The sequence below is a fragment of the Acidilutibacter cellobiosedens genome, from assembly GCF_004103715.1.
Taxonomy (GTDB): Bacteria; Bacillota; Clostridia; order Tissierellales; family Acidilutibacteraceae; genus Acidilutibacter; species Acidilutibacter cellobiosedens.
In genome coordinates this window covers 1,873,708-1,900,588 of sequence record NZ_CP035282.1, presented here as the reverse complement: position 1 = coordinate 1,900,588, position 26,881 = coordinate 1,873,708, and the positions used below count along the sequence as shown (strand labels likewise).

The window sequence follows — 26,881 nt, the reverse complement described above, 5'->3', positions numbered from 1 at the left end:
TAATATCTGTCTCTGAATTTTTAAGTTTAACTTTTTTATAACCTTATGCTATAATAAGATAATAAATATTAATTATAAGGCAATAATTTATGTAATAATAAGTTTGGAGGATAGCAATGATTATTAGAGGGAAGGTTAAGAAGGATAGGAAGACCAAAAATTTAGTTAAAAGATTAAAGCTGGGGGATATAGCCTTAATATCCCATAGGGACTTGGATGAAATAGCGGCCACTTCATTAGTGGAAAAAAAAGTAAAATGTGTAATCAACTTAGATGAAACTATCAGCGGGAAATACCCTAATCAAGGGCCTTCAATTTTATTAAAAGCAGGAATACCCATATTTGAAACAGATAATGAAAAGCTTTTCGATCTTGTTAATGAAGGAGATACTATTGAAGTCAATGAAGATCATATAACAAGAAATGATGAAGTTATTTCTTCATGTCATCTTTTAGATGCGGAAGACGTAAAGAGAGAGTTGGGTATAGGATATAAAAATCTTGAAGAAGAATTGGATAAGTTCATAGAGAATACATTGGAATATGCAAAAAAAGAAAAGGGCTTAGTAACCGGAAATCTTAAAATACCCAAAATTAAAACCAAAATTGATAAAAGGCATGTATTGGTAGTAGTAAGAGGAAAGGATTATAAAAGAGATTTAGAAGCTATACAGGCATATATAAACGAGGTTAAACCTATATTGATAGGAGTGGATGGGGGCGGAGATGCGATACTTGAATTTGGACAGATACCGGATATAGTTATCGGCGATATGGACAGCATAAGTGACAGATGTTTAAAAGCAGCAAAAGAAATAGTTGTACATGCGTATCCTAACGGAGAGGCTCCTGGGCTTAAAAGGGTTAAAGACTTGGGGTTGGAGGCTGTAGTTTTTCCTGCTCCGGGAACAAGCGAAGACATAGCTTTATTGCTTGCTTATTCAAATAATGCGGATTTGATAGTAGCTGTAGGTACTCATAATAATATGATTGATTTTTTGGAAAAAGGAAGAAAAGGCATGGCAAGTACATTTTTAGTCAGACTGAAAGTTGGAGCAAAGTTAATAGATGCAAAGGGAGTAAATAAGCTGTATCATGGACATTTAAAGATGAAATATATTATAGGTCTTGCAGTAGCTGCTTTGTTGCCTATTATTGTTATTACTCTTATGTTTCCGCCTATGAGAGAATTAATTGCATTACTGAAGATAAGATTAAGAATAATGTTTGGACTGTAAGGGGTTGATGAATTGTTACCTAATATGAAGTTTTACATTGTTTCCATAGCTTCAATTTTTCTTGCATTGGCTATCGGAATATATATAGGTTTTAGTTTGAATTCTAAGGATTTTCTGATAGAACAGAAAGAAGGAATTGTAGAGGGACTTGAAAAGCAATTTGCTGATTTAAGAAGTGAGAATGATAATTTGAAAAATGAAATGGAGGGGTTAGAAAAAGAAAATCAATTATACAAGGATTTCTCAAAGGCTGTATACCCTGAAGTCATTAAAAATAAATTAAACGGAATTAAAATAGCAATAATTGAAACTACAGACGATTATGTTTATTCAGGTCTGGGTCAAGATTTAAAAATGGCAGGAGGAAATGTAGTCAGTATAACTACGATAAAAGATGATTTTGATGATGAAGAATTTTTAAAGAAAATATATGAAAATCACAATATAGCAAAGAAGGAAGGCAAAAGCTATGTTCAGCAGGCCATGGAGGATCTGACTAATTATATAATTACTTCTGAAAAAAGCCCTATAATTGATTATTTAAATGAAGATAATATTATAGGTACTGTAGGGGAATATAATGAGCCCGTAGATTATATAATTGTTGCAGGAGGAGCAAATACTGAAGATCCTAATAGAGTTAATCTGATAGATAAAGAAATAATTGAATTTGCCAAAAAAAATAATATTCCTGTAATAGGAATAGAAAAGGAAAATGTTAATTATTCTTATATAAGTTACTATAAGGATCTAAGAATAACAACTGTCGATAATGCAGATACAATTATGGGAAAAACGGCATTAATATTGGCAATGGAAGGAAGGCCAGGGAATTACGGAGTTAAAAGTACAAGTGAAGAGTTAATACCTAATGTTAATTATCCTATAACTAATGAGTGAGGGGATGCGTTTATGTATAAGAAAGGGAAAAGCAGAATTGTTGCGGTGATCCCTGCTTATAATGAAGAGAATACAATAGAAAATACTATAAATGCTTTAAAAAAAATCAGTTTGATTGATGATATTGTAGTCGTTGATGACGGATCTTCGGATAACACATGGAATATAATTAATGAAATGAATGTACAGGCTATCAGGCTTAACGAAAATCATGGGAAGGGCTATGCTATAAAGGAAGCATTGAAGAAAATTGATTTTAATTATTTAGTGTTAGTTGATGGAGATTTGGGAGAAACGAGCAGTGAGATTGAAAAATTAATTTATCCGGTTATAGAAAATGTAGTAGATGTAAGTATTGCAAAGTTTCCCCAACCAAAGAAAAAGGGAGGATTTGGCTTTGTAAAGAAGTTAGCAAGATATGGAGTTTATAAATATACCGGAACTAAAATTAATACTTCTTTATCCGGACAAAGAGTGTATAATAAAAAAGTAATAGATAATATGTGCTATATACCGGATAGATTTGGGGTAGAAGTTGCTATGACGGTAGAAACTTTAAGAATGGGATATACCGTTGGGGAAATCGATGTGAATATGAGTCATAGAGAGACAGGAAGAAGTATAAGGGATTTTACTCATAGAGGTAAGCAATTTCTCGATATTTTTGTAACTTTAATAAAACTAAAATTCAAAGGGTGATTATATGGTCAAAGAGGCTATTATAGTTTTTGGCTTGAGCTTGTCTCTTTCTTGCATTTCAACTCCTTTTTTATTGAAGATGCTTGCTAAAAGCAATTGTTTATGCCAAAATTATAAAAATGAAGAAATTCCGGTAGGAATGGGATTGATGTTTATAATAGTTCAGGTAATTGTGCTAAGCTTTCTGTTTATTATAGAGAGAGATAACTATTTCTTACTGGTATACTCAGTTTCATTTGTATTAATGGGAATGATCGGAATGATTGATGATCTGATAGGAGATAAAAGCATTAAGGGATTTAAGGGGCATATCCGGGCTTTGACTAAAGGAACTCTTACAACAGGAATGCTGAAGGCGTTAATCGGTTTTTTTATTTCTTTGTTTGTTTCCATAGTTATCTCGGAAAACACAGCAGATGGGATTTTAAATATTTTTTTGATTGCTTTATTTATTAATTTTATCAATTTATTTGATTTAAGGCCTGGAAGAGCGTTAAAGATGTTTTTGTTTATATCGATTTTTTTCTTGCTAACTACAAAATTAAATGTGAGCTCTTTGGTTATTTTTTCTTTTTATGGAATAATTATTAGGTATTTACCTTTGGATTTAAAAGCTAAAGCTATGATGGGAGATGTGGGTTCAAATATCTTGGGTTTGACTCTGGGAATTTATTGTGCGTTAAATTATACTTTCCATATTAAATTAATTTATTTAGCGGTACTTATATTGATCCAAATTGTTTCCGAATTTTTTTCTTTTTCGAGTATAATAGAGAAAAGCAGATTTTTGAAATTTATCGATAATTTGGGAAGGTAGGAGGTTTTTAATCTGATTAGTTATAAAAAAGGAACAGTTTCAAAGATATTATCCGAAGATGAGAGTACGGTATGGTTTGAAGTTATCATAGAGGACAAAATAGAAAGGGCAATTAATTATAAATGCCTTACAGGTGAAGTCAGAGTAGGAGATGTGGTGATATTAAATACTACTGCGGTAAATCTTTCTCTGGGAACAGGCGGTTACCATTTTGTCATTTTCAATTACAGTAATTCCTCAAAAGAATTAGAGGGAAAAGGCCATATTATGAAAATGAGATATACCCCTTTTCAGATAAAATGTTTAAGTGCAGAGGAAGAAGACAGTCCATATCATGAAAAATTTAATTCTTTTAAATCCTTAGAGAAGAAAATTTTTATTTTGGCAGAAATTCACAGTATGCTTGCTCCTATTGCTGCTATGATTAAATGGCTGGATCCGACTGTAAAGGTTAATTATATAATGACGGATGGGGGTGCTCTTCCTATTGGTTTTAGCAATACGGTAAAATTGTTAAAGGAGAAGAAAATAATCGATAAAACTGTTACTATAGGACATTCCTTCGGAGGCGATTTGGAGTGTGTAAACATCTATACAGGATTAATTGCTGCAAAGGAAATACTGGAAAGTGATATTACGGTTATATCAATGGGACCCGGTATTGTAGGAACGGGAAGTAAATATGGGTTTAGTGGTATTGAGCAAGGTTATATATCCGATGCCGTTAATAATTTAGGAGGTACTTCTCTGATTGTTCCAAGAATCAGCTTTAAGGATAAGAGAACAAGGCATCAGGGAGTAAGTCATCATACGTTAACAGTATTGGGAGAGGTATCGAATACCAAAAGTACGGTTATTATTCCATTATTAGGGGAAAAGAAAAATAGTGTTATTAATGAGCAATTTAAAGAGCATAATATATTTAAGCGCCACAATGTTGTATACGAGGACGGAAAAGATATTGAGGATGCCATGAAATATTTTGATTTGAATATTACTACTATGAATCGGGGATATAAGGATGATGAAGAATATTTTATTACATTGGGAGCTGTAGGGAAATGGGCTTTAAGTTATTTAAAGAAAGGGAGGTAGAAAGATGGGCTTTGAAGAAAAGACTATGAAAACCGAAAAGATATATGAAGGCAAAATATTAAATTTGAGAATAGATATGGTGGAACTTCCTGATAAAAAATATTCAAAGAGGGAAATTGTAGAGCATCCCGGTGCAGTTGCTATTGCTGCTTTAACTGATGATAATGAAATTATATTGGTTAAGCAGTATAGAAAAGCGGTAGAAAAAGAATTGGTAGAAATACCTGCAGGAATGTTGGAGATTTCAGAGGAACCAAGAGAAGCCGCTGTTAGGGAATTGAAAGAAGAGACCGGGTTTTCGGCCGATAAAATGGAGTATATATGTGAATTTTATACATCTCCGGGCTTTACAAATGAGAAACTTTATCTATTTTTGGCAACTGGATTAAAAGCGGGAGAATCTCATCCTGAGAATGATGAATATATCGATGTTTTAAAATTTAAATTAGATAATTTGGTCGACATGGTTTGGAAAGGTCAGATATTGGACAGCAAAACAATAATAGGGGCCTTTGCTGTCAGCAGTTATTTACAAAATAAGAGATAAATAAGATAGTGATAATATCCTCCTTTTAAGCATAATATTTTATATAAAGCTTGTTCTATTGAAAGGAGGATATATTTTGCAAAATAAATTGAAAAGCGGAATTTATAAATATTTCAGGGAAAATTTTGTTTTATATCTTGTAATGTTTATTTGTCTGATAGTGGGAATTGTTGCAGGTGCGATTACAATTAAGATTTTAAATGATACTCAGAAGACAAGTATCTTAACCTTTTTTAATTCCTTTTTTAAGGTGTTGGAAAATAATGATTTTAACAGTACGGAAGTGTTTAAACAATCTCTTTGGGATAATTTGAAAACAATATTTATTATCTGGGCAACAGGGCTTATAGTTATAGGAGTAGCCGTTATACCAGTTATTTTATCAATAAGGGGTTTTGCCCTGGGTTTTACCGTAGGATTTCTTGTTAACGAATTTGGATTAAAGGGTTTTTTATTTTCTTTATTAGTTGTATTGCCTCAAAATTTATTTATTATTCCAGGTATCATTTCTATATCTTCCGCAGGAGTGTCATTTTCTATAAATAGGATAAGAAGAAGAAAAGAAAGATTATACAGGAATAATCTTATTTCGGATATTATCAATTATTCGTTTATAGTATTACTTTTTGCGATGTTAGTTATCGTTGGAAGTATAATAGAAGGATATGTAAGTCCGATTTTTATGAAATTTGTTACAGAAATAAAGTAATATTTTTAGCATAAAGGGGTATCTATATGATTGAGATTTTAAAAAAATTTAAGAACTATCTTTATGAAGAAAGAGGATTATCACAAAATACTCTTGATTCATATTTAAGAGATATTCAATATTTTCAAGGATATCTAAAAACACATACAAACGTTGAAAAGATGGAAGAAGTAAATAAGACCTTTGTAATTACATATTTAATTCAGCTTCAAAAAGAAGGAAAGGCTTTTGGAACTATTTCAAGGCATTTGTCATCGCTGAAATGTTTTTATCAATATTTGTTTTATAATGGGCTAATAAAAGAAAATCCCACTTTAAATTTAAAATCACCTAAATACGAAAGGAAAGTGCCAAAGGCTTTAACTTTAGAAGAGGTTGATTTACTTCTTTCTCAGCCAGACATCAATAGTTTTAAGGGTCTGAGAGATAAGACAATGCTTGAACTGATGTATGATACCGGAATGAGAGTTTCCCAAATTATTGAATTAAATGTTTCCAATGTAAACTCTGACATAGGCTACATTGAATCAAACTTTGAAGGGGGACGAGTTATATCCTTAGGAAATTGTGCTTTAAAATATTTAAATCTTTACATCGGCAAACTTAGATGTCAAGATTTTAGAGAAGAAGAGGAAGCTCTTTTTGTTAACCTTAGTGGTAAAAGACTTACAAGGCAAGGGTTTTGGAAAATTGTTAAGTATTATAAGGAAAAAGCGGGAATTGATAAAAATATTACCCCATATACCTTAAAGAAATACATCCAAAATAATGGGAGGGAACATTATGAATCTATTAGAAAAAATTAAGGAGAGCGGAGATTATATTAAAGGGAGAAGAGATGATAATCCTTCAATTGGACTGATATTAGGGTCGGGACTGGGCATTTTGGCAGATGAGATAGAAAACAGTACCGTTATTCCTTATAAAGATATCCCTAATTTTCCCTTATCTACAGTTGAAGGACATAAGGGACAATTGGTATTGGGAAATTTACAGGGGAAAAAAGTGGTGGCAATGCAGGGTAGATTTCATTATTACGAAGGATATTCTTTGCAGGAGGTTACTTTTCCAGTCAGAGTAATGAGATTTTTAGGAGTTGAAAATCTTATAGTTACTAACGCAGCGGGAGGAGTGAACAAAGATTTTAGGCCCAAAGATCTTATGATTATAAAAGATCATATAAATTTAACTGGACAGAATCCCTTAATCGGTAAAAATTATAATGAATTGGGGCATCGGTTTACAGATATGACCCAAGCATATGACAGAGGGTTAATAGATGCGGCAAAAGCCGCCGGGGAAAAATTAAATATAAATTTGAAAGAAGGAGTATATTTGTGGCTTACAGGTCCCAATTATGAAACTCCCGCAGAAATAAGAATGGCTCGTGTGTTAGGAGCAGATGCGGTAGGAATGTCAACTGTTCCGGAAGTAATAGTTGCGGTCCACGGTGGTATGAAAGTACTCGGCATTTCTTGCATAACTAATATGGCCGCAGGTATATTGGATAAACCTTTAAATCATGAGGAGGTTATTGAAACTTCGGAAGTGATTAAGGATTCTTTCATTAAACTTGTTAAGGAAATCGTTAAGAATATTTAAAGAGGTGCTATTAATGAGAATGTATGACATTATTAAGAAAAAAAGAGACGGGGAGGAACTTTCTACTGAGGAAATCAACTTTTTTATAGAAAACTATGTTAGAGATATAATCCCTGATTATCAGGCATCTGCTTTACTTATGGCTATATATTTAAAAAAGATGAATGAAAGGGAAACCCTTGATCTTACGAAAGCAATTATTAATTCCGGAGAAACTGTGGATTTATCCGATATTAAAGGAATTAAAGTTGATAAACACAGCACAGGAGGAGTAGGTGACAAAACCACTTTAGCTCTCGGACCAATGGTTGCCGCTTGTGGAGTGCCTTTTGTCAAGATGTCCGGAAGAGGATTGGGTCATACAGGAGGAACGTTGGATAAACTTGAGTCCATTAAGGGATTTCGAGTAGAATTAACAAGAGACGAATTGATAGATAATGCAAATAAAATAAATATTGCTATATGCAGCCAGTCTTCCAATATTACTCCTGGAGATAAAAAATTATATGGATTAAGGGATGTAACTGCTACTGTGGATGATATTTCTCTAATAGCAAGTAGTGTTATGAGTAAGAAACTTGCTATTAAATCTGATGCCATCCTTCTTGATGTGAAGATAGGCAAAGGAGCATTTATGCATGATTTGAAAGACGGAATTGAGCTTGCAAAGGAAATGGTTAAAATAGGTACAGGATACGGAAGAAAAACCATTGCTGTACTTACCAATATGGATGAACCATTAGGATACGGAGTAGGAAATGCCTTAGAAGTAAAAGAGGCGATAGAAACTCTCAAGGGGAGAGGGCCAAGGGATTTTACCGAACTATGTCTTATTCTCGGAAGTAAGCTTTTAATTTTATCCCAAAAAGTAAAAAATGAAGACGAAGGCAGAACTCGAATAAAAGAAGTAATAAACAACGGAAAGGCTTATGAAAAGTTTTTGGAATTAGTGAAATGCCAAGGCGGAGATGTAAATTTTGTAGAGAATACGGATTTACTTCCAAAGTCTACTTATATCTTTGAATTGAAATCAAACAAAGAAGGACATGTGAGATCAATAAATGCAGAGGAAGTAGGAAAATGTGACATAATATTGGGAGCAGGCAGACAGGTTAAGAATAGCCCCTTAGATCTTTCAGCCGGAATAGTATTTAGTGTGAAGGTTGATGACTTTGTTAAAAGGGGAGATACTCTCTGCTATATCCACAGTAACAGTATTGAAAAGGAAAATGAAGTGGCGGAAAAACTCATAAAAATAATAGAAATCGGAGAGAAAAATCCTGTTGAGAAAAAGCTCCTATACGGAGAAGTAACTAAAGATGAAGTAAAACTTTATTAGAAGCAGACAAAAATATTTTGAATTTTAAATTTTGTAAAGAATTAACAATTAAATTTATACCTCCTTATTTTTAAATTTGAATAAGTAATTTTTTTATGGTTAAGATAAAAGTGAATATTTATGTGAGGAGGTAATAAATTGGATGAAATTCTATAAAAAAGTAGCTGTATTGTTATTGATAATTCCATTATTTTTTTCTGCTTTTAATATATCTTATGGAGACGAAAATTTTGATATAAAAGCAAAATCTTCCATACTCATCGATTATCATACCGGTGAAATTATTTATGAGAAGAATGCTCATGAGAAGTTGCCTCCGGCCAGCGTTACTAAAATAATGACTTTGCTTCTTACTATGGAAGCCATAGATAAGGGTAAAATAGGTTTAAAAGATGAAGTGATTATAAGTACAAATGCCTCTAAGATGGGAGGAAGTCAAATATATCTGGAAGAGGGAGAATCTCAGACGGTTGAGGATCTAATCAAGGCCATCTGTTTAAGATCTGCCAATGATGCCAGTGTTGCTTTAGCAGAGTACATCGCGGGAAGTGAAGAATTATTTGTTAAAGCTATGAATGAAAGAAGCAAGGAATTGAAGATGAATGATACCAACTTTGAAAATTCTACGGGGCTTCCACACGAATCCCATTATACATCTGCTTATGACATAGCCTTGATGTCCAAGGAGCTGATGAAGCATGCTAAAATACAGGAATGGCTTACCATTTATATGAGTGACATGAAGGTTGGAAAGAAAAAGGATATAGTTCAAAGTTTGGTTAATACCAATAGGCTTATAAAGGATTATCAGGGAGCTAACGGTATAAAAACAGGTTCTACTTCGGATGCAAAGTATTGTCTTTCTGCGTCAGCGAAGAGGGGAAATCTTCAACTTATTGCAGTAATAATGGGTGCCGAAACTTCAAAGGTAAGGTTTGAAGAAAGCAAAAAATTATTGGATTACGGATTTGCAAATTACGATTCCGTGGTTATAGGTAAAAAAGGAGATATTATAGGTAAAGTACCTATAAACAAAGGAGACAAAACACATCTGGAAGTAGTTCTTAAAGATGACAGCTATATTCTTATACCTAAAGGATCTTCCGGAAAGGCTGAAAAAGAAATAATACTGCCGGAGGTGTTAAACGCTCCCATAGAGAAGGGCAAAGAAGTGGGAGAATTAATTCTTAAAATCGACGGTAAGAGTGTAGATAGAGTGAAATTGATAGCTAAAGAAACCGTTGATAAGGCAGGATTTGTGAATATGTTCAAAAAAGTTGTGAAAGGCCTTCTTACGAATAAATAATTTATTTTTAGCTGGATATGTTTGTGTTTTTGCGAAAAAAATTATAAAATATATCTAGCTAAAATTTTTTGAAAGAAGGTTGAAAGATGATTGCAGATAAATTGATTATTCTTCCGGGACTTTTAACGGCAATAGTATTTCATGAATTTGCCCATGGGTTTGTTGCTTATAAGCTGGGAGATCCTACTGCAAAGAATGCAGGAAGGCTGACTTTAAATCCCTTTAAACACATAGATTTGATAGGATTTATTTTTTTAATGGTTTTTAGATTCGGATGGGCAAAGCCTGTGCCTATTAATCCTAACTATTTTAAAAACAGAAAAAAGGATACCATTTTAGTTTCCGCCGCAGGCCCCATAATTAATTTTATTATTGCTCTATTTTTTTCTTTAATTGTATCTATGGATATCATCCATAATAATTTAATTTTGAATATTGTTATTATTACGATATGGTATAATATTATGCTGGGTTTGTTTAATCTTTTGCCTCTTCCTCCTTTGGACGGTTCCAAAGTTTTAGCAAGCATGCTTCCAGATAAATACGAATATTATTTTTATAAATATGAGAAGTATTTATATATAATACTCCTTTTGCTGATAGTAACCGGATTAATAGATAAAATATTAAGTCCTTTAATTAATATTGTACTTAATATTATGGTAAAAATAATAAACTGAAGAGGTTATTTATATGCAGGAATATAAAGTTGTTTTGGAAAGATTTGAAGGCCCTCTTGATTTGTTAATTCATCTTATTGATAATGCTAAAGTGAGTATATATGATATACCTATTAAGGAGATAACCGACCAGTATATCGAATATTTGAATAAAATTAAAATATTTGATTTGGAGGCTGCTAGCGAATTTTTAATTATGGCTTCCACTTTATTAGAAATTAAATCAAAGATGCTCCTTCCGGCTAATGATAAGAATAAAGGTACCCAGATGGAAATGGAAGAAGTTGACCCGAGGTTGGAACTTGTACAGAAACTGGTAGAATATAAAAAATATAAAGAAGTTTCATCTCAGCTTAAATATTATGAGGAAATTCAAAATAAGGTATATTATAAGTTAAAAGATGATTTGAATGACTTTGAAGAGGGAAAAGACAAGATTGATGAATTGAATATTGATGATTTGGTTCAGGCTTTAAATAATATAATCAAAAGAAAAAACAGGAAGAAGAATAAGATTTTAAACATTAATGAAATACAGAGAGAAGAGCTTCCTTTAGAGGAATGTATAAAAAAAATAAGAGGGGAATTGCAGAAAAAAAGTAAAATCAAATTTAGCTTTCTCATAAAAGATGATGCAAGCAATTCTTATATAGTTACAAAATTCTTAGCTATCCTTGAAATGACAAAGTCAAAGGAAATAAAAATCAAGCAAAATGAAGATTTTTCAGATATACTTATTATGAAAATATAGGATTATGGGGGATAAAGTTTATGGAAATATCTGATATAAAGTCAATAATCGAGGGCCTTTTATTTACATGGGGGGATCCTCTGAATATAAAAGATATATCTAATATTTTGGAAATGAAAGAAGAAGAGGTAAAAAAGATACTTAAAGAGATGACGGATGAGTTTAATTATAATAAAAGAGGAATAAAAATTGTTAAAACAGAAGATTATTATCAGTTGAGCAGCAGATCGGAGCATTATCCTTGGATTAAAAAGTTGTACATGCCTAAAGAAAATAAAAGCTTATCCGGAGCATCAATGGAAACCTTATCCATAATTGCCTATAGACAACCTATCACCAAAAATGAAATAGAAGCTATAAGAGGGGTTAGATGTGATAAAGCAATAGAAAATTTGTTGGAAAAGGATTTAATTGAGGAGAAAGGGAGGCTTGAGAAGACCGGAAGGCCTATATTATACGGAACGACTATAGAATTTTTAAAACATATTGGAATAAGTGATTTAAGTGAACTTCCAAAAATAGAAGAATTTAAAGAAGATGATACAGAGGAAAAATAATACGGTTAATGTATTATTTTTCTTTTTTTATGGGAAAGATAGGTAGTAATCGGTAATTCCGTAAGGGGTGAAGAAATGTTTTGGAGGTTATTAATACTATTTGGATTTATTCTGGGGATATTGATTACACCTGTCAAGGTTAAAATTTTATATAAAAAAAATGATGAGAATGTTTTGGATATCAGAGTAATATTTTTATGGGGATTGATTAATATTCCTCTAAATAAATATTTTAAAAACAGAAAAAAGGATACCGCACATTATAAAAATAAGGGAGAAGAAATATTAAACACATTAAAAAAATCTAAAAAAAATTTTAATATATACAAAAAAAAATTTTTAAAATACAGAGAAAAGATTCTTATTGAAAAATTCAATTTTTTTATATCTTTGGGATTGGAAGATCCGGCAATGACGGGAATTTCTGTAGGATTTTTGTGGTGGATTGAAAGTATAATCTCAGGGTTTATTTTGGGCCACAATGATGTTAAAAACTTTAAAGTAAAGATAAATCCGGTATTTTATAAAAATCATTTTGAAGTATATCTTGACTGCATAATTAAATGCAAATTGGTTTATATTATTATTGGAAGTATTCATAGTTTTAAAATTAAAAAAGGTGGTGAATAATTTGCCTGAACATCCAATAGAAGGTTTAATGAAAACTACGATGTCAAGCTTAAAGGAAATGGTGGATGTAAATACAATAATAGGAGATCCTGTAAGTTCTGCAGATGGGCTTGTTATTATACCCATATCAAGGGTTTCTTTCGGATTTGCATCGGGAGGTTCGGAGTACAGTACTGGCAAAGATGTTAAAAATTCTTATGAAGATGAAGAAGGAAAATTTCCTTTTGGCGGAGGAAGCGGTGCAGGAGTATCGGTACAGCCTGTAGGCTTTATAGTAGTGGGAAATGAACAAATAAAATTGTTGCCGGTAGATGAAGGCAGCAGTGCTTTAAACAATCTGTTCGATTTTATGGGTAAAGTAATCGATAATTTTCAAGGAATGAAAGACAAGGATAATAACAAAGATAATGATAAAGATAAAGAAAGTACAAACATTACTCAATGAGCAGAAATTTTCTGCTCTGTTGTTTTTATACAGGAGGGTAAAATTTGAAATTTAAAAAAATACTTACATTTATGATAATATTAATTTTTTTTGCTTTCAATTTTCCTGTCCATGGAGACGACCTTGAAAAAAGCCTCGAAATCAATGCTAAAAGTGCTATTCTGATGGATGAATATTCGGGCAGAATATTGTATTCACTTAATCCTTACGAGAAAACATCCATAGCCAGCACAACCAAAATAATGACCTGCCTTATAGCTTTGGAGAGAGGAAATATAAAAGATATGGTGAAGATTAGCGAAAATGCTGTAAGAACAGAAGGCTCAAGTATATATTTAAAAAAGGGAGAGAAGGTATCCTTAGAAGATTTGTTGTATGGTCTGATGTTAAGGTCTGGTAACGATGCGGCTGTCGCTATTGCCGAACATATAGGAGGCACAGAGAAAAATTTTGTTGATTTGATGAATAGAAAATCAGAGGAGTTAAATCTTACAAATACACATTTTTCAAATCCTCACGGTCTTGAAGATGAAAATCATTTCTCCAATGCCTATGATCTTGCTTTAATCACAAGGGAAGCATTTAAAAATGAAGAATTCAAGAAAATAGTAAGTGCCAAAACTTGGAAGGCAAACAGAGAAGATAACAATTACTTCTGTAATAAAAATAAAACCCTATGGGATTACGAAGATGGCAATGGAGTTAAAATAGGATATACAAAGAAGGCCGGAAGGTGTCTTGTTGCCAGTTCCAATAGAAACGGAATGCAACTGATTGCAGTAGTTTTAGACGATGGAAATTGGTTTGATGATGCTTATAAGCTGATGAGCTATGGATTTGAGAATTACTATTATTGCAATATATACGATAAAAATAAAATTATCGATAGTATAGATGTTGTTGACGGGGATAGAAAAAAAATAAATGTATCAACAAAAGAAAGTTTATATTATCCTATTAAAAAAGGAGAAGAAAAAGATATTAAGATATACGTGGAAACCGATAATAAAATTTATCCGCCTATATCCAAGGGAGCTCGGATAGGAAAGATAACCGTATATTTAGATGGAGAAGTAATATCGGTAAACGAACTGGTTTCTAAAAATACGGTGAGAAAACTTAGTTTTTTTGAAAAGATAAAAATGATCTTCACAGGATAAAAACACATCGCAAAAAGTGAAAAGTCTGTTTTTAACAGACTTTTCACTTTTTTTGTAACAAAAAATATTTATATCAATATTCTAATATTAAGTGGTTTTTAGGGGGGATAAATTTGAACAAATCTTTTGAATGTATAGATGCAGGAAGTATATATTGCCCTTGCAAATTGGCAGATACTAATAACTGCATATCTTGTTCCCATCTTAATGGGGGAGATTGCTGTGACTGCAGATGGAATGGAGTATGTATTTTATATGAATACTATATGAATGGGAAAAAAACAAAGCCTATGAGAAAAGAGTTCTCATGTAAAATAGATGAAAGGAATTTAATAAATGAGAACCTGATGCTCTTGAAGATTGAAGGAAATGAAGATATGGCGGAAGAATTGAAAAACCCCGGAACATATGTATTTTTAAGAAATTATGAAGATGTTAATTACTATGATTCTCCCATGTCTGTAATGGATATATGTGAAAATAAGATAATTATTGTTTACCAGATAAGAGGGAATAAGACTAAAAGATTATCCCAGGGGGATAAGGTTATAATAAGGGGCCCTTATTGGAATGGGATATTGGGGGTAAAGAGTTTAAATAAGATATACAATTCAAATTGTCTCATTGCTGCAAGAGGTATTGGACAGTCATCTGTGGTTTTGGTTACAAAGTTTTTATCTGAGAGGAATAATAAAATCTATCTTTTGATAGACAAGGGAAATATCAATTCCATATATATAAAAGAATATATTGATAAATTAAATAATGTAGAAATAATAGAAAAGAATTTAATGGAAAATGAAGGGGAGAAATCAATTGATGAAATTTTTTCAAGGGATCATATAGCTTTGGTATTTAGCGCAGGGTCGGATATTTTACATCAAAGAGTATCAGATATTATAAAAAAATGTCCTAAAGATCTTAATTTTATGGTAACAAATAACAATATTTTATGCTGTGGAGAGGGAATATGCGGCTCCTGTGTTAAAAGGCTTAATTCGGGATATAAAGTGAGAGCTTGTAAAACTTCAATAAATCCTAAAGAAATATTTAAATAGGGGGTAACAATATTGAAAAAGGTAATAGTAATCGGGGGAGGTTGGGCAGGATGTGCAGCGAGCATTTCTGCCAGAAAAACAGGTGCTGAAGTATTATTGATAGAGAGAACCGACATGCTTGTAGGACTTGGTAACGTAGGGGGAATAATGAGGAATAACGGAAGATTTACAGCTCAGGAGGAAAATACGTTTTTGGGGGCAAAAGAACTTTTTAACATAACGGATAAACTTTCAATTCATAAAAATATTAATTTTCCCGGCCATCATCATGCTAATTTATATGATGTAACGAATATCGAATATGAGGTAAGAAAATTAGTAAAGAGTATGGGAATAAACGTATTGTTTAAAAGCAGAGCCATAGACGTAATAAAGGAAGGCAGTAAGATTAAAAACATAATATTGAATAATGATGAGATCGTTGAAGGAGATGTTTTCATAGATACGACAGGATCCACCGGACCTATGGGGAATTGCTTAAAATATGGAAATGGATGCGCTATGTGTATTTTAAGATGTCCTACCTTCGGACCGAGAATAAGTATCAGCGAGAAGGCAGGGGTGAAAGATATACGGGGATTGAGAAAAGACGGTTCCTTTGGTGCTTTCAGCGGGTCTTGCAAATTAAATAAGGATTCTCTCGGAAAAGACGTAAGAGAAGAACTTGAAAGAGAAGGTGTTGTGGTACTTCCCGTTCCCAAGGATGATATAAAATTAGATAAATTAGACAAAAAAGTGTGCCAGCAATATGCATTAAAAGAGTATGCTGAAAATATAGTACTATTGGATACTGGCCATGCGAAAATGATGACTTCTTATTATCCTTTGGAAGACTTAAGAAAAATTAAGGGACTGGAGAAAGTTAAATATATCGATCCTTATTCTGGAGGAATAGGAAATTCAATAAGATATCTGTCTATGGCTCCGAGATATAATACAATGCAGGTAAAGGGAATAGATAATCTTTTTTGTGGAGGAGAAAAATCCGGACTGTTTGTAGGACATACGGAAGCTATAACTACGGGGAGCCTTGCCGGTTATAACGGCGGAAGATATGCAAAAGGTCTTCCTCTTATAGAGCTTCCGAGAAATTTGGCAACGGGAGATATTATAGCTTACGAGAATGAAGCCATTGAGACAAAGGAAGGGTTAATGAGGAGATATACCTTCGCAGGAAGTATATATCTTGAAAGGATGAAGAATAAGGGCTTATATACCATTGATAGAGACGAAATCGGGAAAAGGGTTCGGGAATCAGGATTTTCAAATGTATATGAATAAAAGGAGTTTATATTTAAGCTTTAATAAATTAGGGGAAAAGGGATTTTCCTATGGGTTATAAAAAAGTATTTGAATTTATCGGTAAAGGGATTAAAATGTATATATAAACTAAGGAGGAAATATTATGAGATTGCAAAAATATTTGGCTTCCTGCGGAGTAGCTTCAAGAAGAAAATCCGAAGAATTAATAGGAGAGGGCAGAATCAAAGTCAACGATCGGATAATTAAAGAACAGGGTTTTATAGTTAATAAAGGGGATATAGTAAAATTCGACAATAAGATAGTGCAAATAGAAGATAAAAAAGTGTATATTCTACTTAATAAACCTGTAGGGTATGTAACTACTGTAAAGGATCAATTCAGAAGGAAAAAGGTGATTGATTTGATACAGGGAATAGATGAAAGAATATATCCTGTGGGAAGACTTGATTATGATACTTCAGGATTGCTGCTTCTTACAAATGATGGAGATCTGGCATTTAAGATTACTCATCCCAGTTTTCATATAGATAAGACCTATATGGCAAAAGTGAAAGGTATTCCAAATGAAATGGAACTTAATGATTTCAGAAATGGTTTAAAAATTGACGGATATGTGACTTCCAAATCCGAGATACGAATATTGGAAAAGAATAAAAATACATCTCTCCTTGAAATAAAAATACATGAAGGCAAAAACAGGCAAATAAGAAAGATGTGCGATATGATAAATCATCCCGTTATGGAACTAAAGAGAATAGCTTTGGGAAATATAAAGTTAGGGAAATTAAAGACCGGAAAATGGAGAAATTTAAACAAAAACGAGATAGAGTATATTAAAAACATTTAACAATTGAGCATGTTTTCTTTATGCTCTTTTTGTTTTATTATAGAATTAGGAGGAAAAATCAAAATGATAAAATTAACTTCGGTTAAGTCTAAAGAAGAGGAGAAGGCTGTTATTGAATTCTTAGAAAATTATTTTTTACGGAATAATTTTGATACAAATGGTTTAACTTATATGATGATAGAGGATAATAAACTCGTGGGAGTGTGCGGAGTTGACATAGAAGGATATTTTAACGAACTTAAATACGTTATTGTATCGGAAAAAAGAAGAGGATTAAATTATGGTGAAGCTCTTTTGAGAAGTGTAATGTTTAATATGGAGGATATGGGATATTTTCAAATCTTTTATCAGGATAAAAATGATTATCTTTTAAAAAAAGGATTTTCAGAGACCAATGAATCAAATGGAGAAAAGACTTTTTCTTTGAAATGTGATATACCATATATAATGAATAAAAAATGTTGTAACGGAGCTGGTAGTAATGGGATATAAATATTTAATAAATGCTGTGGTTACATACAGATATATGGTTGAACAAATACTTAAGGAAGGAGATACGGCTGTTGATTGCACCGTAGGAAATGGAAATGATACCGTATTGTTGGCAGAAAAGGTAGGTCCTAAAGGCAAAGTTTACGGATTTGATATTCAGAAAAAGGCTTTGGATATTACTTATAATAAATTGAAAGAAAGAAAATTGGAAGACAGAGTTATTCTTATCAATGATGATCATAAAAATTTAGGCAAATATATTAATAATATGGTAAAATTGGGTATATTTAATTTAGGATATCTTCCGAAAGGAGATAGAAGTATTGTTACAAGAAAGGAAACAACTCTACAGGGTATTTTACAACTATTGAATTTATTACAGAATAACGGAATGGCTTTTATAGCATCCTATACCGGTCATAGAGAAGGGTACATTGAAAATAAAGGTATAGAGGATTTTTTAAAAAAATTAAATCAGAAAAAATTTGGGGTAGTAAAATTTGATTTTATAAATCAAATAAATAATCCCCCGATTTTATATGAAATAGAGAAATTATAATATTTTTTTGGAGGGGTCTATTTGAAAAAAATAAAAATTACCGAAACAGCCTTTAGAGATGCACACCAATCTTTATTGGCAACAAGAATGAGAACTGATGAAATGCTTCCTATAGCTGATAAAATGGACAGAGTTGGATATTATGCCATGGAAGTATGGGGAGGAGCTACTTTTGATTCCTGCCTAAGGTTTTTGAATGAAGATCCTTGGGATAGGCTCAGAAAATTAAGAAAAGCTTTTAAGAATACTAAGCTTCAGATGCTACTAAGAGGACAAAATTTATTAGGATATAAAAATTATCCTGACGATATTGTTGAGGAGTTTGTAAAAAAATCTATAGAAAACGGAATAGACATAATAAGGATGTTTGACGCATTAAATGATATGAGAAATATTCAGAAAACTCTTGAAGCAACAAAAAAATACGGCGGTCATGCTCAAATTGCTATTTCCTATACTGTAAGCCCCGTACACAATATCGAATATTATGTACAACTGGCAAAAGAGATGGAGAATATGGGTGCCGATTCTATCTGCATTAAGGATATGTCGGGAATACTTCTTCCCTATGTGGCTGAAGAATTAATAAAAAAACTTAAAAAAGTAATAAAGATTCCTATAGAAATTCATTCCCATTTTACAAGCGGAATTGCAAACCAAACATATATGAAGGCCATAGAAGCAGGAGCAGATATAATAGATACAGCTATTTCTCCTTTGGGAATGGGAGCAAGTCAGCCGGCGACAGAATCCATGGTATCTTCTTTAAAATATTCTCCTTACGATCCGGATTTAGATATGGATTTACTTATGGAAATTGCGGAATATTTCAAAGGATTAAAGGATAAATATATTAAGGAAGGTTTATTAAAGCCTAAAATTTTTGATATCGATGCAAGGACATTGAAATATCAGGTTCCGGGAGGAATGCTGTCAAATTTATTATCTCAGCTTGAATATCAGGGAGCTTCGGATAAATTTGAAGATGTATTGGAAGAGATACCTAAAGTAAGAGAAGATTTAGGATATCCTCCGTTGGTTACCCCAATGAGTCAGATGGTAGGAACTCAAGCTCTTTCTAATGTATTGATGGGTGAAAGATATAAACTTGTTTCAAAGGAGATAAAAAACTATGTAAAGGGTTTATATGGAAAACCTACTGTCCCTATTAGGGAAGATATAAAGAAAAAAATAATAGGAGATGAAGAAGTATATACAGGCAGGCCTGCAGACCTTTTAAAGCCTCAGCTTGAACAATGTAAAAATGAAATTAAGGAATATATGGAACAGGATGAAGATGTCCTTTCCTATGCATTATTTCCTCAGGTAGCATTAAATTATTTTAAATACAGGCAAGCAAAAAAATATAAAATAGATTGTTCTTTGACAAATGAAGAATATAAAGTTTATCCCATATAAAAATAAAAAACCATAGGGTTCTTAAAAACCTTATGGTTTTTTATTTTTTGATAATGATGAAATAAAACTTGCAAAAATAAAAAAGGCTAATTAAAAATGAAATAAAACTTGCATTTGTGATGGGCTTTTGATATTATTTACTTAGACAAATTTATGCTAAGGGGGAAGAAATCTTGCAGCCAAAAGAAAAGATTTTGTATATTGACAAAAATTGGTGCAAAGGTTGTGGTATTTGTGTCAGTTTTTGTCCCAAAGATGTCTTGGAATTAAAAGATGAAAAAGTAAACATAAAAAATATAGATGCATGTATAAAATGTGGGCAGTGTGAGTTAAGATGCCCAGATTATGCAATTTATCTGGGAGGTAAATAAGATGAGAAATAACATTAAATTATTTCAGGGTAATGAGGCTTGCGTAGAAGGTGCTATTGCTGCAGGAATGCGTTTTTATGCAGGGTATCCTATAACTCCGTCGACGGAAATAGCGGAGGAGTCCTCTGTGAAATTGCCAAGGGTAGGGGGAAAGTTTCTTCAGACAGAAGATGAAATTTCGGCTATGGCCGCTATAATAGGAGCTTCTCTTACAGGAATGAAGTCCATGACTGCCACAAGCGGTCCGGGATTTTCACTGAAGCAGGAGAATATTGGCTATGCGGCTATGGCTGAAGTACCCTGTGTAATTGTGGATGTTCAAAGAGAAGGTCCGAGTACGGGACTTCCTACATCACCATCTCAAGGGGATGTAATGCAATCGAGATGGGGTACTCATGGAGATCATCCTATAATAGTTATATCTCCTTCTTCGGTGAGAGAAGTTTTTGATTTAACTGTCAGAGCCTTTAATCTTTCAGAAAAATATAGAACGCCTGTTATATTGTTAATGGATGAAATTGTAGCTCATATGAGGGAAGGTATTGAAATTCCAAAAATGGAAGATTTAATGATTATCAATCGTAAAAAACCTAAAGCCGGAGATAAAAATTATTTGCCTTATCATGTAGAAGAAGGAGAGCTGGTTCCTCCTATGGCATCTTTCGGTGAAGGCTTTAGATTTAATGTTACGGGCCTTGTGCACACCGAATCCGGATTTACGACAAATAGTACTGAAGTGGCCGAGTCTCTTTGTACAAGACTTATGAAAAAAATCGAAGATAATGTAGATGATATTATAACTTATGATGAATTATATACAGAAGATGCGCAAACCATAGTAATAGCTTATGGCGGAACGGCAAGAAGTGCTAAAAGTGCAATAAAACAGGCAAGAAAAGATGGCCTTAAAGTCGGAATGTTCAGACCTATAACTATCTGGCCTTTCCCGGAGAAAGAAGTTAAAAGAATTGCAAAGCAAGTTAAAAATATAATTGTAGTTGAGCTTAATCATGGGCAATTGGTTTTGGAAGTTGAAAGAGTTGTAAAGAACGAATCAAATGTTTTTTCTTTAGGAAAATTTAATGGTGATATCATTACCCCTGAAGAGATACTTTCTAAGATTAAGGAGGTAATATAATATGGCAAGTCCATTAGTTGAAAAATATTTAAGAATGGAGAATTTACCCCATATATGGTGTCCGGGATGTGGCCATGGAATATTAATGAGGGCTGTTATACAAGCAATAGATGATTTGGATTTGGATAAAAATAAAGTATGTGTCGTGTCAGGAATAGGTTGCTCTTCGAGGGCTGTAGGATATATGGATTTTAATACTCTCCATACTACTCACGGCAGGGCGTTGGCTTTTGCAACAGGAGTAAAGTTAGCCAATCCTGAACTGAAAGTTATCGTGATCTCAGGAGACGGAGATGCTGTAGCAATCGGAGGAAATCATTTAATTCATGCGGCAAGAAGAAATATTGATATCACAACAATTGTGTTTAATAATAATATTTACGGAATGACCGGAGGGCAGTATTCTCCGACTACACCAAAGGGTGAACGCGGCACTACGGCTGTTTATGGTACTGTTGACAAAGCTTTTGATATTCCGCAGCTTGCCATAGGGGCAGGAGCTACATATGTAGCCAGAAGTACTGTTTATCATGCTAAACAATTAATCACATTTATAGAAAAGGGTATTCAGAATAAAGGGTTTTCTTTAATAGAAGGTGTCAGTGTATGTCCTACTTATTATGGAAGGAAAAATAAAAAGGGATCTGCCGTGAAGATGATCGAATGGTTAAGGGATAATACTGTTAGTATAAAAGCTGCTGAGACTTCTTCTCCGGAAAATCTTCAGGGAAAATTTTTAATCGGGGAATTTAAAAATACTACAGAGCCGGAATACACTGAAGAATATCAAAAAATAATAGATATGTTTGTAAAATAAATTTGAAGGAGAGAATTAATTATGAGTAATCGATTGGAACTAAGACTGACGGGTTCGGGAGGGCAAGGACTTATCTTAGGCGGAATTATTTTAGCCGAAGGGGCAATAATGGAAGGTAAGAATGCTATTCAATCTCAGTCTTATGGACCTGAAGCCAGAGGCGGATCCAGCAAAGCTGAGGTAATTATAAGCGATGAAGAAATAGACTTTCCAAAGGTTAGAAGAACAAATTTATTATTGGCATTAAATCAAAAATCTTGTGATAAATATATTAATTCATTGGATGAAGAGGGAATATTACTTATAGATTCAACTGTAAATGTTCCGGATACCAATAGAGCCAAAAAAATTGTTAAAGTTCCTATATTGGAAACTGCGAGGGAAGTAATAGGCAAACCAATGGTAGCTAATATTGTTGCGATTGGTGCAATCAACGGCATTTTGGATATTGTGCCAAAAAAAATTCTTGAATCTGCCGTTTTAGATAGAGTTCCAAAGGGAACGGAAGAATTAAATAAACTTGCTTTAAAAAAGGGATATGAATTAGTCGAGAATTGTAATAGAAATAAATTAAATTAATAAGAAATATGAGGATACTATAATGAAAAAAAATTTGGATTTAATTAAAACACTTCAGCAGAATTATCGTACCTTTAGTAAAGGACAAAAAATAATAGCTGAATATATAATGGAAAATTACGACAAGGCTGCTTTTATGACCGCTTCTAAGCTCGGGAAAAGCGTTAATGTAAGTGAATCTACTGTAGTAAGATTTGCAAACACCTTAGGATATGAAGGATATAGAGATTTGCAAAAAGAATTACAGGATTTAATTAAAAATAAACTCACTACAGTTCAAAGGATTTCTTTAAATGATGATTTTTCTGACAGACAAAATTCTTTGAAAAAGATCCTTAAAAAGGATATAGAAAGTATAAATAAAATAATAGATGAAATTGACTATGATGCTTTTGAGAAAGCTGCTGATGAAATACGAAAAGCAAGAATAGTTTATGTCCTGGGATTAAGGAGTTCATCATTTTTGGCCGAATATTTAGGATTCTATTTGAATTTTATAATAGACAATGTAAAGGTAGTGAACTTAGGTCCTAATGATATCTTTGAACAGTTAATGAAAGTTACTGACAAGGATTTGGTTATTGTTATAAGTTATCCGAGATATTCAAAGAGAACATTGGAGGCATTGAGATATGTTAAAGAAAGGAATTGTGATATTATATCTATAACCGACAGCTTAATTTCTCCTGCAGCCCAAATTTCTGACATAACATTAGCAGCCAGAAACAGTATGGTATCCTTTGTGGATTCTTTAGTAGCTCCCATGAGTTTAATAAATGCGTTAATTATAGCGACGGGTTTCGAAAACGAAAAGGATATAATTCGGAAGTTTGGAGATTTGGAGGACATATGGAATAAATACAACATTTACGATAAAAATAATCCTAATCATTAGGATTATTTTTATACCTATAAATATCATAATAAATTTTATCATAAATGATAAATTGAAAAAAAAACAACATCTGATATAATAAAATATATAAAAAAACAAACAAATAAACTGGAGGACAAAAATGAAAAAAATATTCTTAGTTCGTCACGGAGAATCTGAATGGAACAAATTAAAAATGATACAAGGGCAAAGTGATTTACCATTGACTGATTTGGGAAGAAGTCAAGCAGGTAAGATTGCTAAAAGGCTTAAAAGCGAAAAAATTGATATAATCTATTCCAGTGATTTAAAAAGAGCTGTTGAAACAGCTCAGATTATTGGCAAGGAATTAAATTTAAATGTGTCTCCCGATAAAAGGTTAAGAGAAATTGATTTTGGACCATGGGAAGGTAAAAAAAACAAGGATATTCTCTTAAAATATCCTAAGGAATATACAACATGGTTACAGAAGTCATACAAATTTAAAATTGACGGAGCAGAAACACTAATGGAAGTACAGAATAGAACTATGAGCTTTGTAAATGAGACATTGGATAAGAATCCTGATAAAAATATATTAATAGTTTCTCATAATGTTGCTATTAAAAGTATGATATTAGGAATTTTAAATATAGATATTGTTAGTTATAACAATATATCCTTAGATAATGTAAGTTTAACAATAATTGAATTTGGGGATTATAATAAAATATTAAAATTATTAAATGATACATGCCATTTAAGGGAGGATTAATAGATGGCCGAAACCGTAGGAGTTATTGGCGGAGGTCCTGCCGGAATAATAGCAGCAGGAACGGCTGCCTCTAACGGAAGAAAAGTTACTCTAATAGAAAAGAATAATAAGATAGGAAAAAAATTATATATTACCGGAAAGGGAAGATGTAATATAACAAATAGTTCTCCTATAGAAGATTTTTTTGATAATATTGTGACTAATTATCAATTTTTATATAGTGCCCTATATAGTTTTACAAATACTGATATATTAAATTTATTAAGTAAATATGGACTTAAAGTTAAAGTTGAAAGAGGAAACAGAGTATTTCCCCTTTCGGATAAATCAAGTGATGTAATTAAAACATTTGAAAAGTTTTTAAAGGACAATGGAGTAGAAATATTATTTAATTTTGAGGTTAGAAATATATCAAAAAAAGGTAATAAGTTTATGATAATGGGGAAAAATGGAGAAAAATTATTTTTTGACAAAATAATAATATGTACTGGGGGCAAATCTTATCCTTCTACCGGTTCCACAGGAGACGGATATAATTTCGCTCAAAATTTGGGGCATAGGATTATACCTTTGAAACCGTCCCTTGTACCTTTTGAAACTGTTGAGAGCTGGGTAAAGGATCTCCAAGGGTTAACTCTTAAAAATGTCAGATTATCTGCTTATTCGGACGGAAAAAAAATATATGAAGATTTTGGAGAGATGCTTTTTACTCATTTCGGCATTTCGGGACCAATAGTATTAACAATGAGTAATTACATAAATAAATATGATGGTAAAAGAATTGATTTAAAGATTGATTTAAAGCCGGCTTTATCAATAGATAAACTTGATGAAAGAATACTGAGGGATTTTGATTTATATAAAAATAAACATATATCAAATGGGTTAAAAGATCTACTTCCTAAGAAGATGATACCCATAATATTGAGATTGTCTAAAATTGATGAAGAAAAATTTATAAATCAAATAACCAAGGAAGAAAGAAATAATATCGTAGATTTAATAAAAAGCGTTCCCTTAACATTTAAAAAATTTAGGCCCCTTGAGGAAGCTATTGTAACATCAGGCGGAGTATCAACGCTGGAAATAAATTCTTCCACAATGGAATCAAAGATTTTAAAGGGATTATTTTTTGCTGGAGAAATTATAGATATAGATGGATTGACAGGAGGATATAATCTCCAAATAGCATATTCCACAGGGTATCTGGCAGGAAAAAACTGTTAACATAAAAGTTTTAGTACATTATTGCTTATTTATATGCATACAATATATAAGTATGAGCAATATTATATTAAAGGGGTAAAATTAGGTTGCCGGGGGGCTTTTATATGGACTTATTCAACAAGATGGAAAAATTCGTATTGTTTCTGTCAATTGTTTTTTTCGCTTTTACTATATTGATTCAGGTTTTAAATTTAAAAGGTGAGGATTCAATTTTTACATCTCAATTTACTAACAAAGCTAAATTCATTTCCATTAATGATATTAATGAGGAACAAAAAGGAACGTTAATAATTAAATTGTTGGATGAAGAATATGATGATGTTAAAATATTGGTAAACGGAGATACTGTTTCTGATTTTTCAAAAAATAATGAAATAGAACTCAGTGTATTTAACAATGACCTGATTGAAGTTGATGGAAGTAAGTATATAGATAACATTAGAGTTAAAGTAGTAGGAATTAGCAAAAATATTGAATCTCCGAGTTTAAATACATCCGCTACTACAAATCAAAGCATTGAAATTATAGGCAAAGTCGTATTAAAATAGCTTGTTAGATTTACATATTTAATATATAATAAAAAAGAAAGTTATATTGCATATAAACGTTTATATGCAAATTATACATGTAAAAGGATGTGCGATATTCGTGGGTATTGTTACTATAAGAGGAGCTACAACGACAAATAATAATCAAAAAGACATTCTGCTTGCTGCAAAAGAATTATTGGAGGAAATACGGGGAAAAAATAAATTGGATAAGAAAGGAGTAATAAGCATATTGTTTTCCGCAACTCAAGATTTGGATTCAGTATATCCTGCCAGAGCTGCAAGAGAATTAGGTTATACTAAGTGTGGACTTATGTGTTTCAACGAAATGAAGGTTATAGGAAGTTTAAATAAATGTATAAGACTCATGATTCTATATAATGGGAATTTAAGTCAGGATGAAGTAAAACATGTGTATTTAAGAGATGCTGTAGTATTGAGACCGGATTTAGTTAAATAA

The 26,881-nt window shown here is 32.2% G+C and carries 32 protein-coding genes; all 32 read left to right on the top strand.

Annotated features, from left to right (window positions below; all coding sequences use genetic code 11):
* The first annotated feature begins 116 nt into the window (after positions 1-116).
* Positions 117-1,238, top strand: coding sequence for a putative cytokinetic ring protein SteA (gene steA / locus EQM13_RS09165; protein WP_128752492.1), 1,122 nt, complete (start codon positions 117-119; stop codon positions 1,236-1,238).
* 24 nt (positions 1,239-1,262) lie between these two features.
* A complete protein-coding gene (locus EQM13_RS09160; protein WP_240662912.1) occupies positions 1,263-2,138 on the top strand; it encodes a copper transporter in 876 nt (291 codons plus the stop codon).
* A gap of 12 nt (positions 2,139-2,150) precedes the next feature.
* Positions 2,151-2,837 (top strand): glycosyltransferase family 2 protein, encoded by a 687-nt coding sequence (locus EQM13_RS09155; protein WP_128752490.1) that lies wholly within the window; start codon positions 2,151-2,153, stop codon positions 2,835-2,837.
* Positions 2,838-2,841: 4 nt separating this feature from the next.
* Complete coding sequence (locus EQM13_RS09150; RefSeq protein WP_071138637.1) at positions 2,842-3,654, top strand: MraY family glycosyltransferase; 813 nt, start codon at positions 2,842-2,844, stop codon at positions 3,652-3,654.
* A gap of 12 nt (positions 3,655-3,666) precedes the next feature.
* Positions 3,667-4,749 (top strand): DUF3866 family protein, encoded by a 1,083-nt coding sequence (locus EQM13_RS09145; RefSeq protein ID WP_071138638.1) that lies wholly within the window; start codon positions 3,667-3,669, stop codon positions 4,747-4,749.
* 4 nt (positions 4,750-4,753) lie between these two features.
* Positions 4,754-5,296, top strand: coding sequence for an NUDIX hydrolase (locus EQM13_RS09140; protein WP_071138639.1), 543 nt, complete (start codon positions 4,754-4,756; stop codon positions 5,294-5,296).
* Positions 5,297-5,372: 76 nt separating this feature from the next.
* On the top strand, positions 5,373-6,005 hold the full coding sequence (gene spoIIM, locus EQM13_RS09135; RefSeq protein WP_083381722.1) for a stage II sporulation protein M: 633 nt from the start codon (positions 5,373-5,375) through the stop codon (positions 6,003-6,005).
* 26 nt (positions 6,006-6,031) lie between these two features.
* Complete coding sequence (locus tag EQM13_RS09130) at positions 6,032-6,811, top strand: tyrosine-type recombinase/integrase (protein WP_071138640.1); 780 nt, start codon at positions 6,032-6,034, stop codon at positions 6,809-6,811.
* Positions 6,789-7,607: a purine-nucleoside phosphorylase gene (locus EQM13_RS09125; protein WP_071138641.1), complete on the top strand. Its 819-nt coding sequence runs from the start codon at positions 6,789-6,791 to the stop codon at positions 7,605-7,607. The genes EQM13_RS09130 and EQM13_RS09125 overlap by 23 nt, the downstream gene beginning before the upstream one ends.
* Positions 7,608-7,620: 13 nt before the next feature.
* The gene (locus EQM13_RS09120; RefSeq protein ID WP_128752489.1) at positions 7,621-8,946 is read left to right on the top strand and encodes a pyrimidine-nucleoside phosphorylase; all 1,326 of its coding nucleotides are present in this window, start codon (positions 7,621-7,623) and stop codon (positions 8,944-8,946) included.
* 142 nt (positions 8,947-9,088) lie between these two features.
* Entirely contained in the window at positions 9,089-10,252 is a 1,164-nt protein-coding gene (locus EQM13_RS09115) for a D-alanyl-D-alanine carboxypeptidase family protein (protein WP_128752488.1), read from the top strand.
* Between the two features lie 86 nt (positions 10,253-10,338).
* Entirely contained in the window at positions 10,339-10,932 is a 594-nt protein-coding gene (locus EQM13_RS09110; RefSeq protein WP_071138644.1) for a site-2 protease family protein, read from the top strand.
* A 13-nt stretch (positions 10,933-10,945) separates the two neighbouring features.
* A complete protein-coding gene (locus tag EQM13_RS09105) occupies positions 10,946-11,683 on the top strand; it encodes a segregation and condensation protein A (RefSeq protein WP_071138645.1) in 738 nt (245 codons plus the stop codon).
* A gap of 20 nt (positions 11,684-11,703) precedes the next feature.
* A complete protein-coding gene (scpB, locus tag EQM13_RS09100; RefSeq protein WP_071138646.1) occupies positions 11,704-12,240 on the top strand; it encodes an SMC-Scp complex subunit ScpB in 537 nt (178 codons plus the stop codon).
* A gap of 75 nt (positions 12,241-12,315) precedes the next feature.
* The gene (locus tag EQM13_RS09095; RefSeq protein WP_071138647.1) at positions 12,316-12,870 is read left to right on the top strand and encodes a DUF2953 domain-containing protein; all 555 of its coding nucleotides are present in this window, start codon (positions 12,316-12,318) and stop codon (positions 12,868-12,870) included.
* 1 nt (position 12,871) lies between these two features.
* Positions 12,872-13,315, top strand: a complete 444-nt coding sequence (gene ytfJ / locus EQM13_RS09090) for a GerW family sporulation protein (RefSeq protein WP_128752487.1) — start codon at positions 12,872-12,874, stop codon at positions 13,313-13,315.
* A 44-nt stretch (positions 13,316-13,359) separates the two neighbouring features.
* Positions 13,360-14,475: a D-alanyl-D-alanine carboxypeptidase family protein gene (locus EQM13_RS09085; protein ID WP_128752486.1), complete on the top strand. Its 1,116-nt coding sequence runs from the start codon at positions 13,360-13,362 to the stop codon at positions 14,473-14,475.
* Between the two features lie 113 nt (positions 14,476-14,588).
* Positions 14,589-15,533, top strand: coding sequence for a sulfide/dihydroorotate dehydrogenase-like FAD/NAD-binding protein (locus tag EQM13_RS09080; RefSeq protein ID WP_071138649.1), 945 nt, complete (start codon positions 14,589-14,591; stop codon positions 15,531-15,533).
* Positions 15,534-15,545: 12 nt separating this feature from the next.
* Positions 15,546-16,814: an FAD-dependent oxidoreductase gene (locus EQM13_RS18735; RefSeq protein ID WP_071138650.1), complete on the top strand. Its 1,269-nt coding sequence runs from the start codon at positions 15,546-15,548 to the stop codon at positions 16,812-16,814.
* Positions 16,815-16,938: 124 nt separating this feature from the next.
* Positions 16,939-17,643: a pseudouridine synthase gene (locus tag EQM13_RS09070; protein WP_200795937.1), complete on the top strand. Its 705-nt coding sequence runs from the start codon at positions 16,939-16,941 to the stop codon at positions 17,641-17,643.
* Positions 17,644-17,706: 63 nt separating this feature from the next.
* Positions 17,707-18,135, top strand: coding sequence for a GNAT family N-acetyltransferase (locus EQM13_RS09065; protein WP_071138652.1), 429 nt, complete (start codon positions 17,707-17,709; stop codon positions 18,133-18,135).
* Positions 18,125-18,694 carry a tRNA (mnm(5)s(2)U34)-methyltransferase gene (locus EQM13_RS09060; protein WP_071138653.1) on the top strand — a complete coding sequence of 190 codons (570 nt, stop codon included), beginning with the start codon at positions 18,125-18,127 and terminating at the stop codon, positions 18,692-18,694. The genes EQM13_RS09065 and EQM13_RS09060 overlap by 11 nt, the downstream gene beginning before the upstream one ends.
* Before the next feature lie 21 nt (positions 18,695-18,715).
* Positions 18,716-20,113 carry an oxaloacetate decarboxylase subunit alpha gene (locus EQM13_RS09055; protein WP_071138654.1) on the top strand — a complete coding sequence of 466 codons (1,398 nt, stop codon included), beginning with the start codon at positions 18,716-18,718 and terminating at the stop codon, positions 20,111-20,113.
* A gap of 173 nt (positions 20,114-20,286) precedes the next feature.
* Positions 20,287-20,484, top strand: a complete 198-nt coding sequence (locus EQM13_RS09050) for a 4Fe-4S binding protein (protein ID WP_071138655.1) — start codon at positions 20,287-20,289, stop codon at positions 20,482-20,484.
* A gap of 1 nt (position 20,485) precedes the next feature.
* Positions 20,486-21,622 carry a 2-oxoacid:acceptor oxidoreductase subunit alpha gene (locus EQM13_RS09045; protein WP_071138656.1) on the top strand — a complete coding sequence of 379 codons (1,137 nt, stop codon included), beginning with the start codon at positions 20,486-20,488 and terminating at the stop codon, positions 21,620-21,622.
* Between the two features lies 1 nt (position 21,623).
* The gene (locus EQM13_RS09040; RefSeq protein ID WP_128752485.1) at positions 21,624-22,439 is read left to right on the top strand and encodes a 2-oxoacid:ferredoxin oxidoreductase subunit beta; all 816 of its coding nucleotides are present in this window, start codon (positions 21,624-21,626) and stop codon (positions 22,437-22,439) included.
* Between the two features lie 21 nt (positions 22,440-22,460).
* Positions 22,461-23,018 carry a 2-oxoacid:acceptor oxidoreductase family protein gene (locus tag EQM13_RS09035; protein ID WP_071138658.1) on the top strand — a complete coding sequence of 186 codons (558 nt, stop codon included), beginning with the start codon at positions 22,461-22,463 and terminating at the stop codon, positions 23,016-23,018.
* A 22-nt stretch (positions 23,019-23,040) separates the two neighbouring features.
* Positions 23,041-23,913, top strand: a complete 873-nt coding sequence (locus EQM13_RS09030) for a MurR/RpiR family transcriptional regulator (RefSeq protein WP_071138659.1) — start codon at positions 23,041-23,043, stop codon at positions 23,911-23,913.
* 121 nt (positions 23,914-24,034) lie between these two features.
* Positions 24,035-24,646 (top strand): histidine phosphatase family protein, encoded by a 612-nt coding sequence (locus tag EQM13_RS09025; protein WP_071138660.1) that lies wholly within the window; start codon positions 24,035-24,037, stop codon positions 24,644-24,646.
* A gap of 3 nt (positions 24,647-24,649) precedes the next feature.
* Positions 24,650-25,873 (top strand): BaiN/RdsA family NAD(P)/FAD-dependent oxidoreductase, encoded by a 1,224-nt coding sequence (locus EQM13_RS09020; RefSeq protein WP_071138661.1) that lies wholly within the window; start codon positions 24,650-24,652, stop codon positions 25,871-25,873.
* Positions 25,874-25,977: 104 nt separating this feature from the next.
* A complete protein-coding gene (locus EQM13_RS09015; protein ID WP_128752484.1) occupies positions 25,978-26,421 on the top strand; it encodes a hypothetical protein in 444 nt (147 codons plus the stop codon).
* A gap of 64 nt (positions 26,422-26,485) precedes the next feature.
* Positions 26,486-26,881, top strand: a complete 396-nt coding sequence (gene aroH / locus EQM13_RS09010) for a chorismate mutase (RefSeq protein WP_071138919.1) — start codon at positions 26,486-26,488, stop codon at positions 26,879-26,881.

Coding starts and splice junctions, on each gene's coding strand:
- EQM13_RS09160 (WP_240662912.1), top strand. CDS start 1,263: ATGAAGTTTTACATTGTTTCCATAGCTTCAATTTTTCTTGCATTGGCT.
- aroH (WP_071138919.1), top strand. CDS start 26,486: ATGCAAATTATACATGTAAAAGGATGTGCGATATTCGTGGGTATTGTT.
- EQM13_RS09155 (WP_128752490.1), top strand. CDS start 2,151: ATGTATAAGAAAGGGAAAAGCAGAATTGTTGCGGTGATCCCTGCTTAT.
- EQM13_RS09095 (WP_071138647.1), top strand. CDS start 12,316: ATGTTTTGGAGGTTATTAATACTATTTGGATTTATTCTGGGGATATTG.
- steA (WP_128752492.1), top strand. CDS start 117: ATGATTATTAGAGGGAAGGTTAAGAAGGATAGGAAGACCAAAAATTTA.
- EQM13_RS09115 (WP_128752488.1), top strand. CDS start 9,089: ATGAAATTCTATAAAAAAGTAGCTGTATTGTTATTGATAATTCCATTA.
- EQM13_RS09125 (WP_071138641.1), top strand. CDS start 6,789: ATGAATCTATTAGAAAAAATTAAGGAGAGCGGAGATTATATTAAAGGG.
- scpB (WP_071138646.1), top strand. CDS start 11,704: ATGGAAATATCTGATATAAAGTCAATAATCGAGGGCCTTTTATTTACA.
- EQM13_RS09035 (WP_071138658.1), top strand. CDS start 22,461: ATGAGTAATCGATTGGAACTAAGACTGACGGGTTCGGGAGGGCAAGGA.
- EQM13_RS09065 (WP_071138652.1), top strand. CDS start 17,707: ATGATAAAATTAACTTCGGTTAAGTCTAAAGAAGAGGAGAAGGCTGTT.
- EQM13_RS09030 (WP_071138659.1), top strand. CDS start 23,041: ATGAAAAAAAATTTGGATTTAATTAAAACACTTCAGCAGAATTATCGT.
- EQM13_RS09040 (WP_128752485.1), top strand. CDS start 21,624: ATGGCAAGTCCATTAGTTGAAAAATATTTAAGAATGGAGAATTTACCC.
- EQM13_RS09045 (WP_071138656.1), top strand. CDS start 20,486: ATGAGAAATAACATTAAATTATTTCAGGGTAATGAGGCTTGCGTAGAA.
- EQM13_RS09105 (WP_071138645.1), top strand. CDS start 10,946: ATGCAGGAATATAAAGTTGTTTTGGAAAGATTTGAAGGCCCTCTTGAT.
- EQM13_RS09060 (WP_071138653.1), top strand. CDS start 18,125: ATGGGATATAAATATTTAATAAATGCTGTGGTTACATACAGATATATG.
- EQM13_RS09025 (WP_071138660.1), top strand. CDS start 24,035: ATGAAAAAAATATTCTTAGTTCGTCACGGAGAATCTGAATGGAACAAA.
- EQM13_RS09140 (WP_071138639.1), top strand. CDS start 4,754: ATGGGCTTTGAAGAAAAGACTATGAAAACCGAAAAGATATATGAAGGC.
- EQM13_RS09110 (WP_071138644.1), top strand. CDS start 10,339: ATGATTGCAGATAAATTGATTATTCTTCCGGGACTTTTAACGGCAATA.
- EQM13_RS09070 (WP_200795937.1), top strand. CDS start 16,939: ATGAGATTGCAAAAATATTTGGCTTCCTGCGGAGTAGCTTCAAGAAGA.
- EQM13_RS09130 (WP_071138640.1), top strand. CDS start 6,032: ATGATTGAGATTTTAAAAAAATTTAAGAACTATCTTTATGAAGAAAGA.
- EQM13_RS09015 (WP_128752484.1), top strand. CDS start 25,978: ATGGACTTATTCAACAAGATGGAAAAATTCGTATTGTTTCTGTCAATT.
- EQM13_RS09150 (WP_071138637.1), top strand. CDS start 2,842: ATGGTCAAAGAGGCTATTATAGTTTTTGGCTTGAGCTTGTCTCTTTCT.
- EQM13_RS09020 (WP_071138661.1), top strand. CDS start 24,650: ATGGCCGAAACCGTAGGAGTTATTGGCGGAGGTCCTGCCGGAATAATA.
- EQM13_RS09120 (WP_128752489.1), top strand. CDS start 7,621: ATGAGAATGTATGACATTATTAAGAAAAAAAGAGACGGGGAGGAACTT.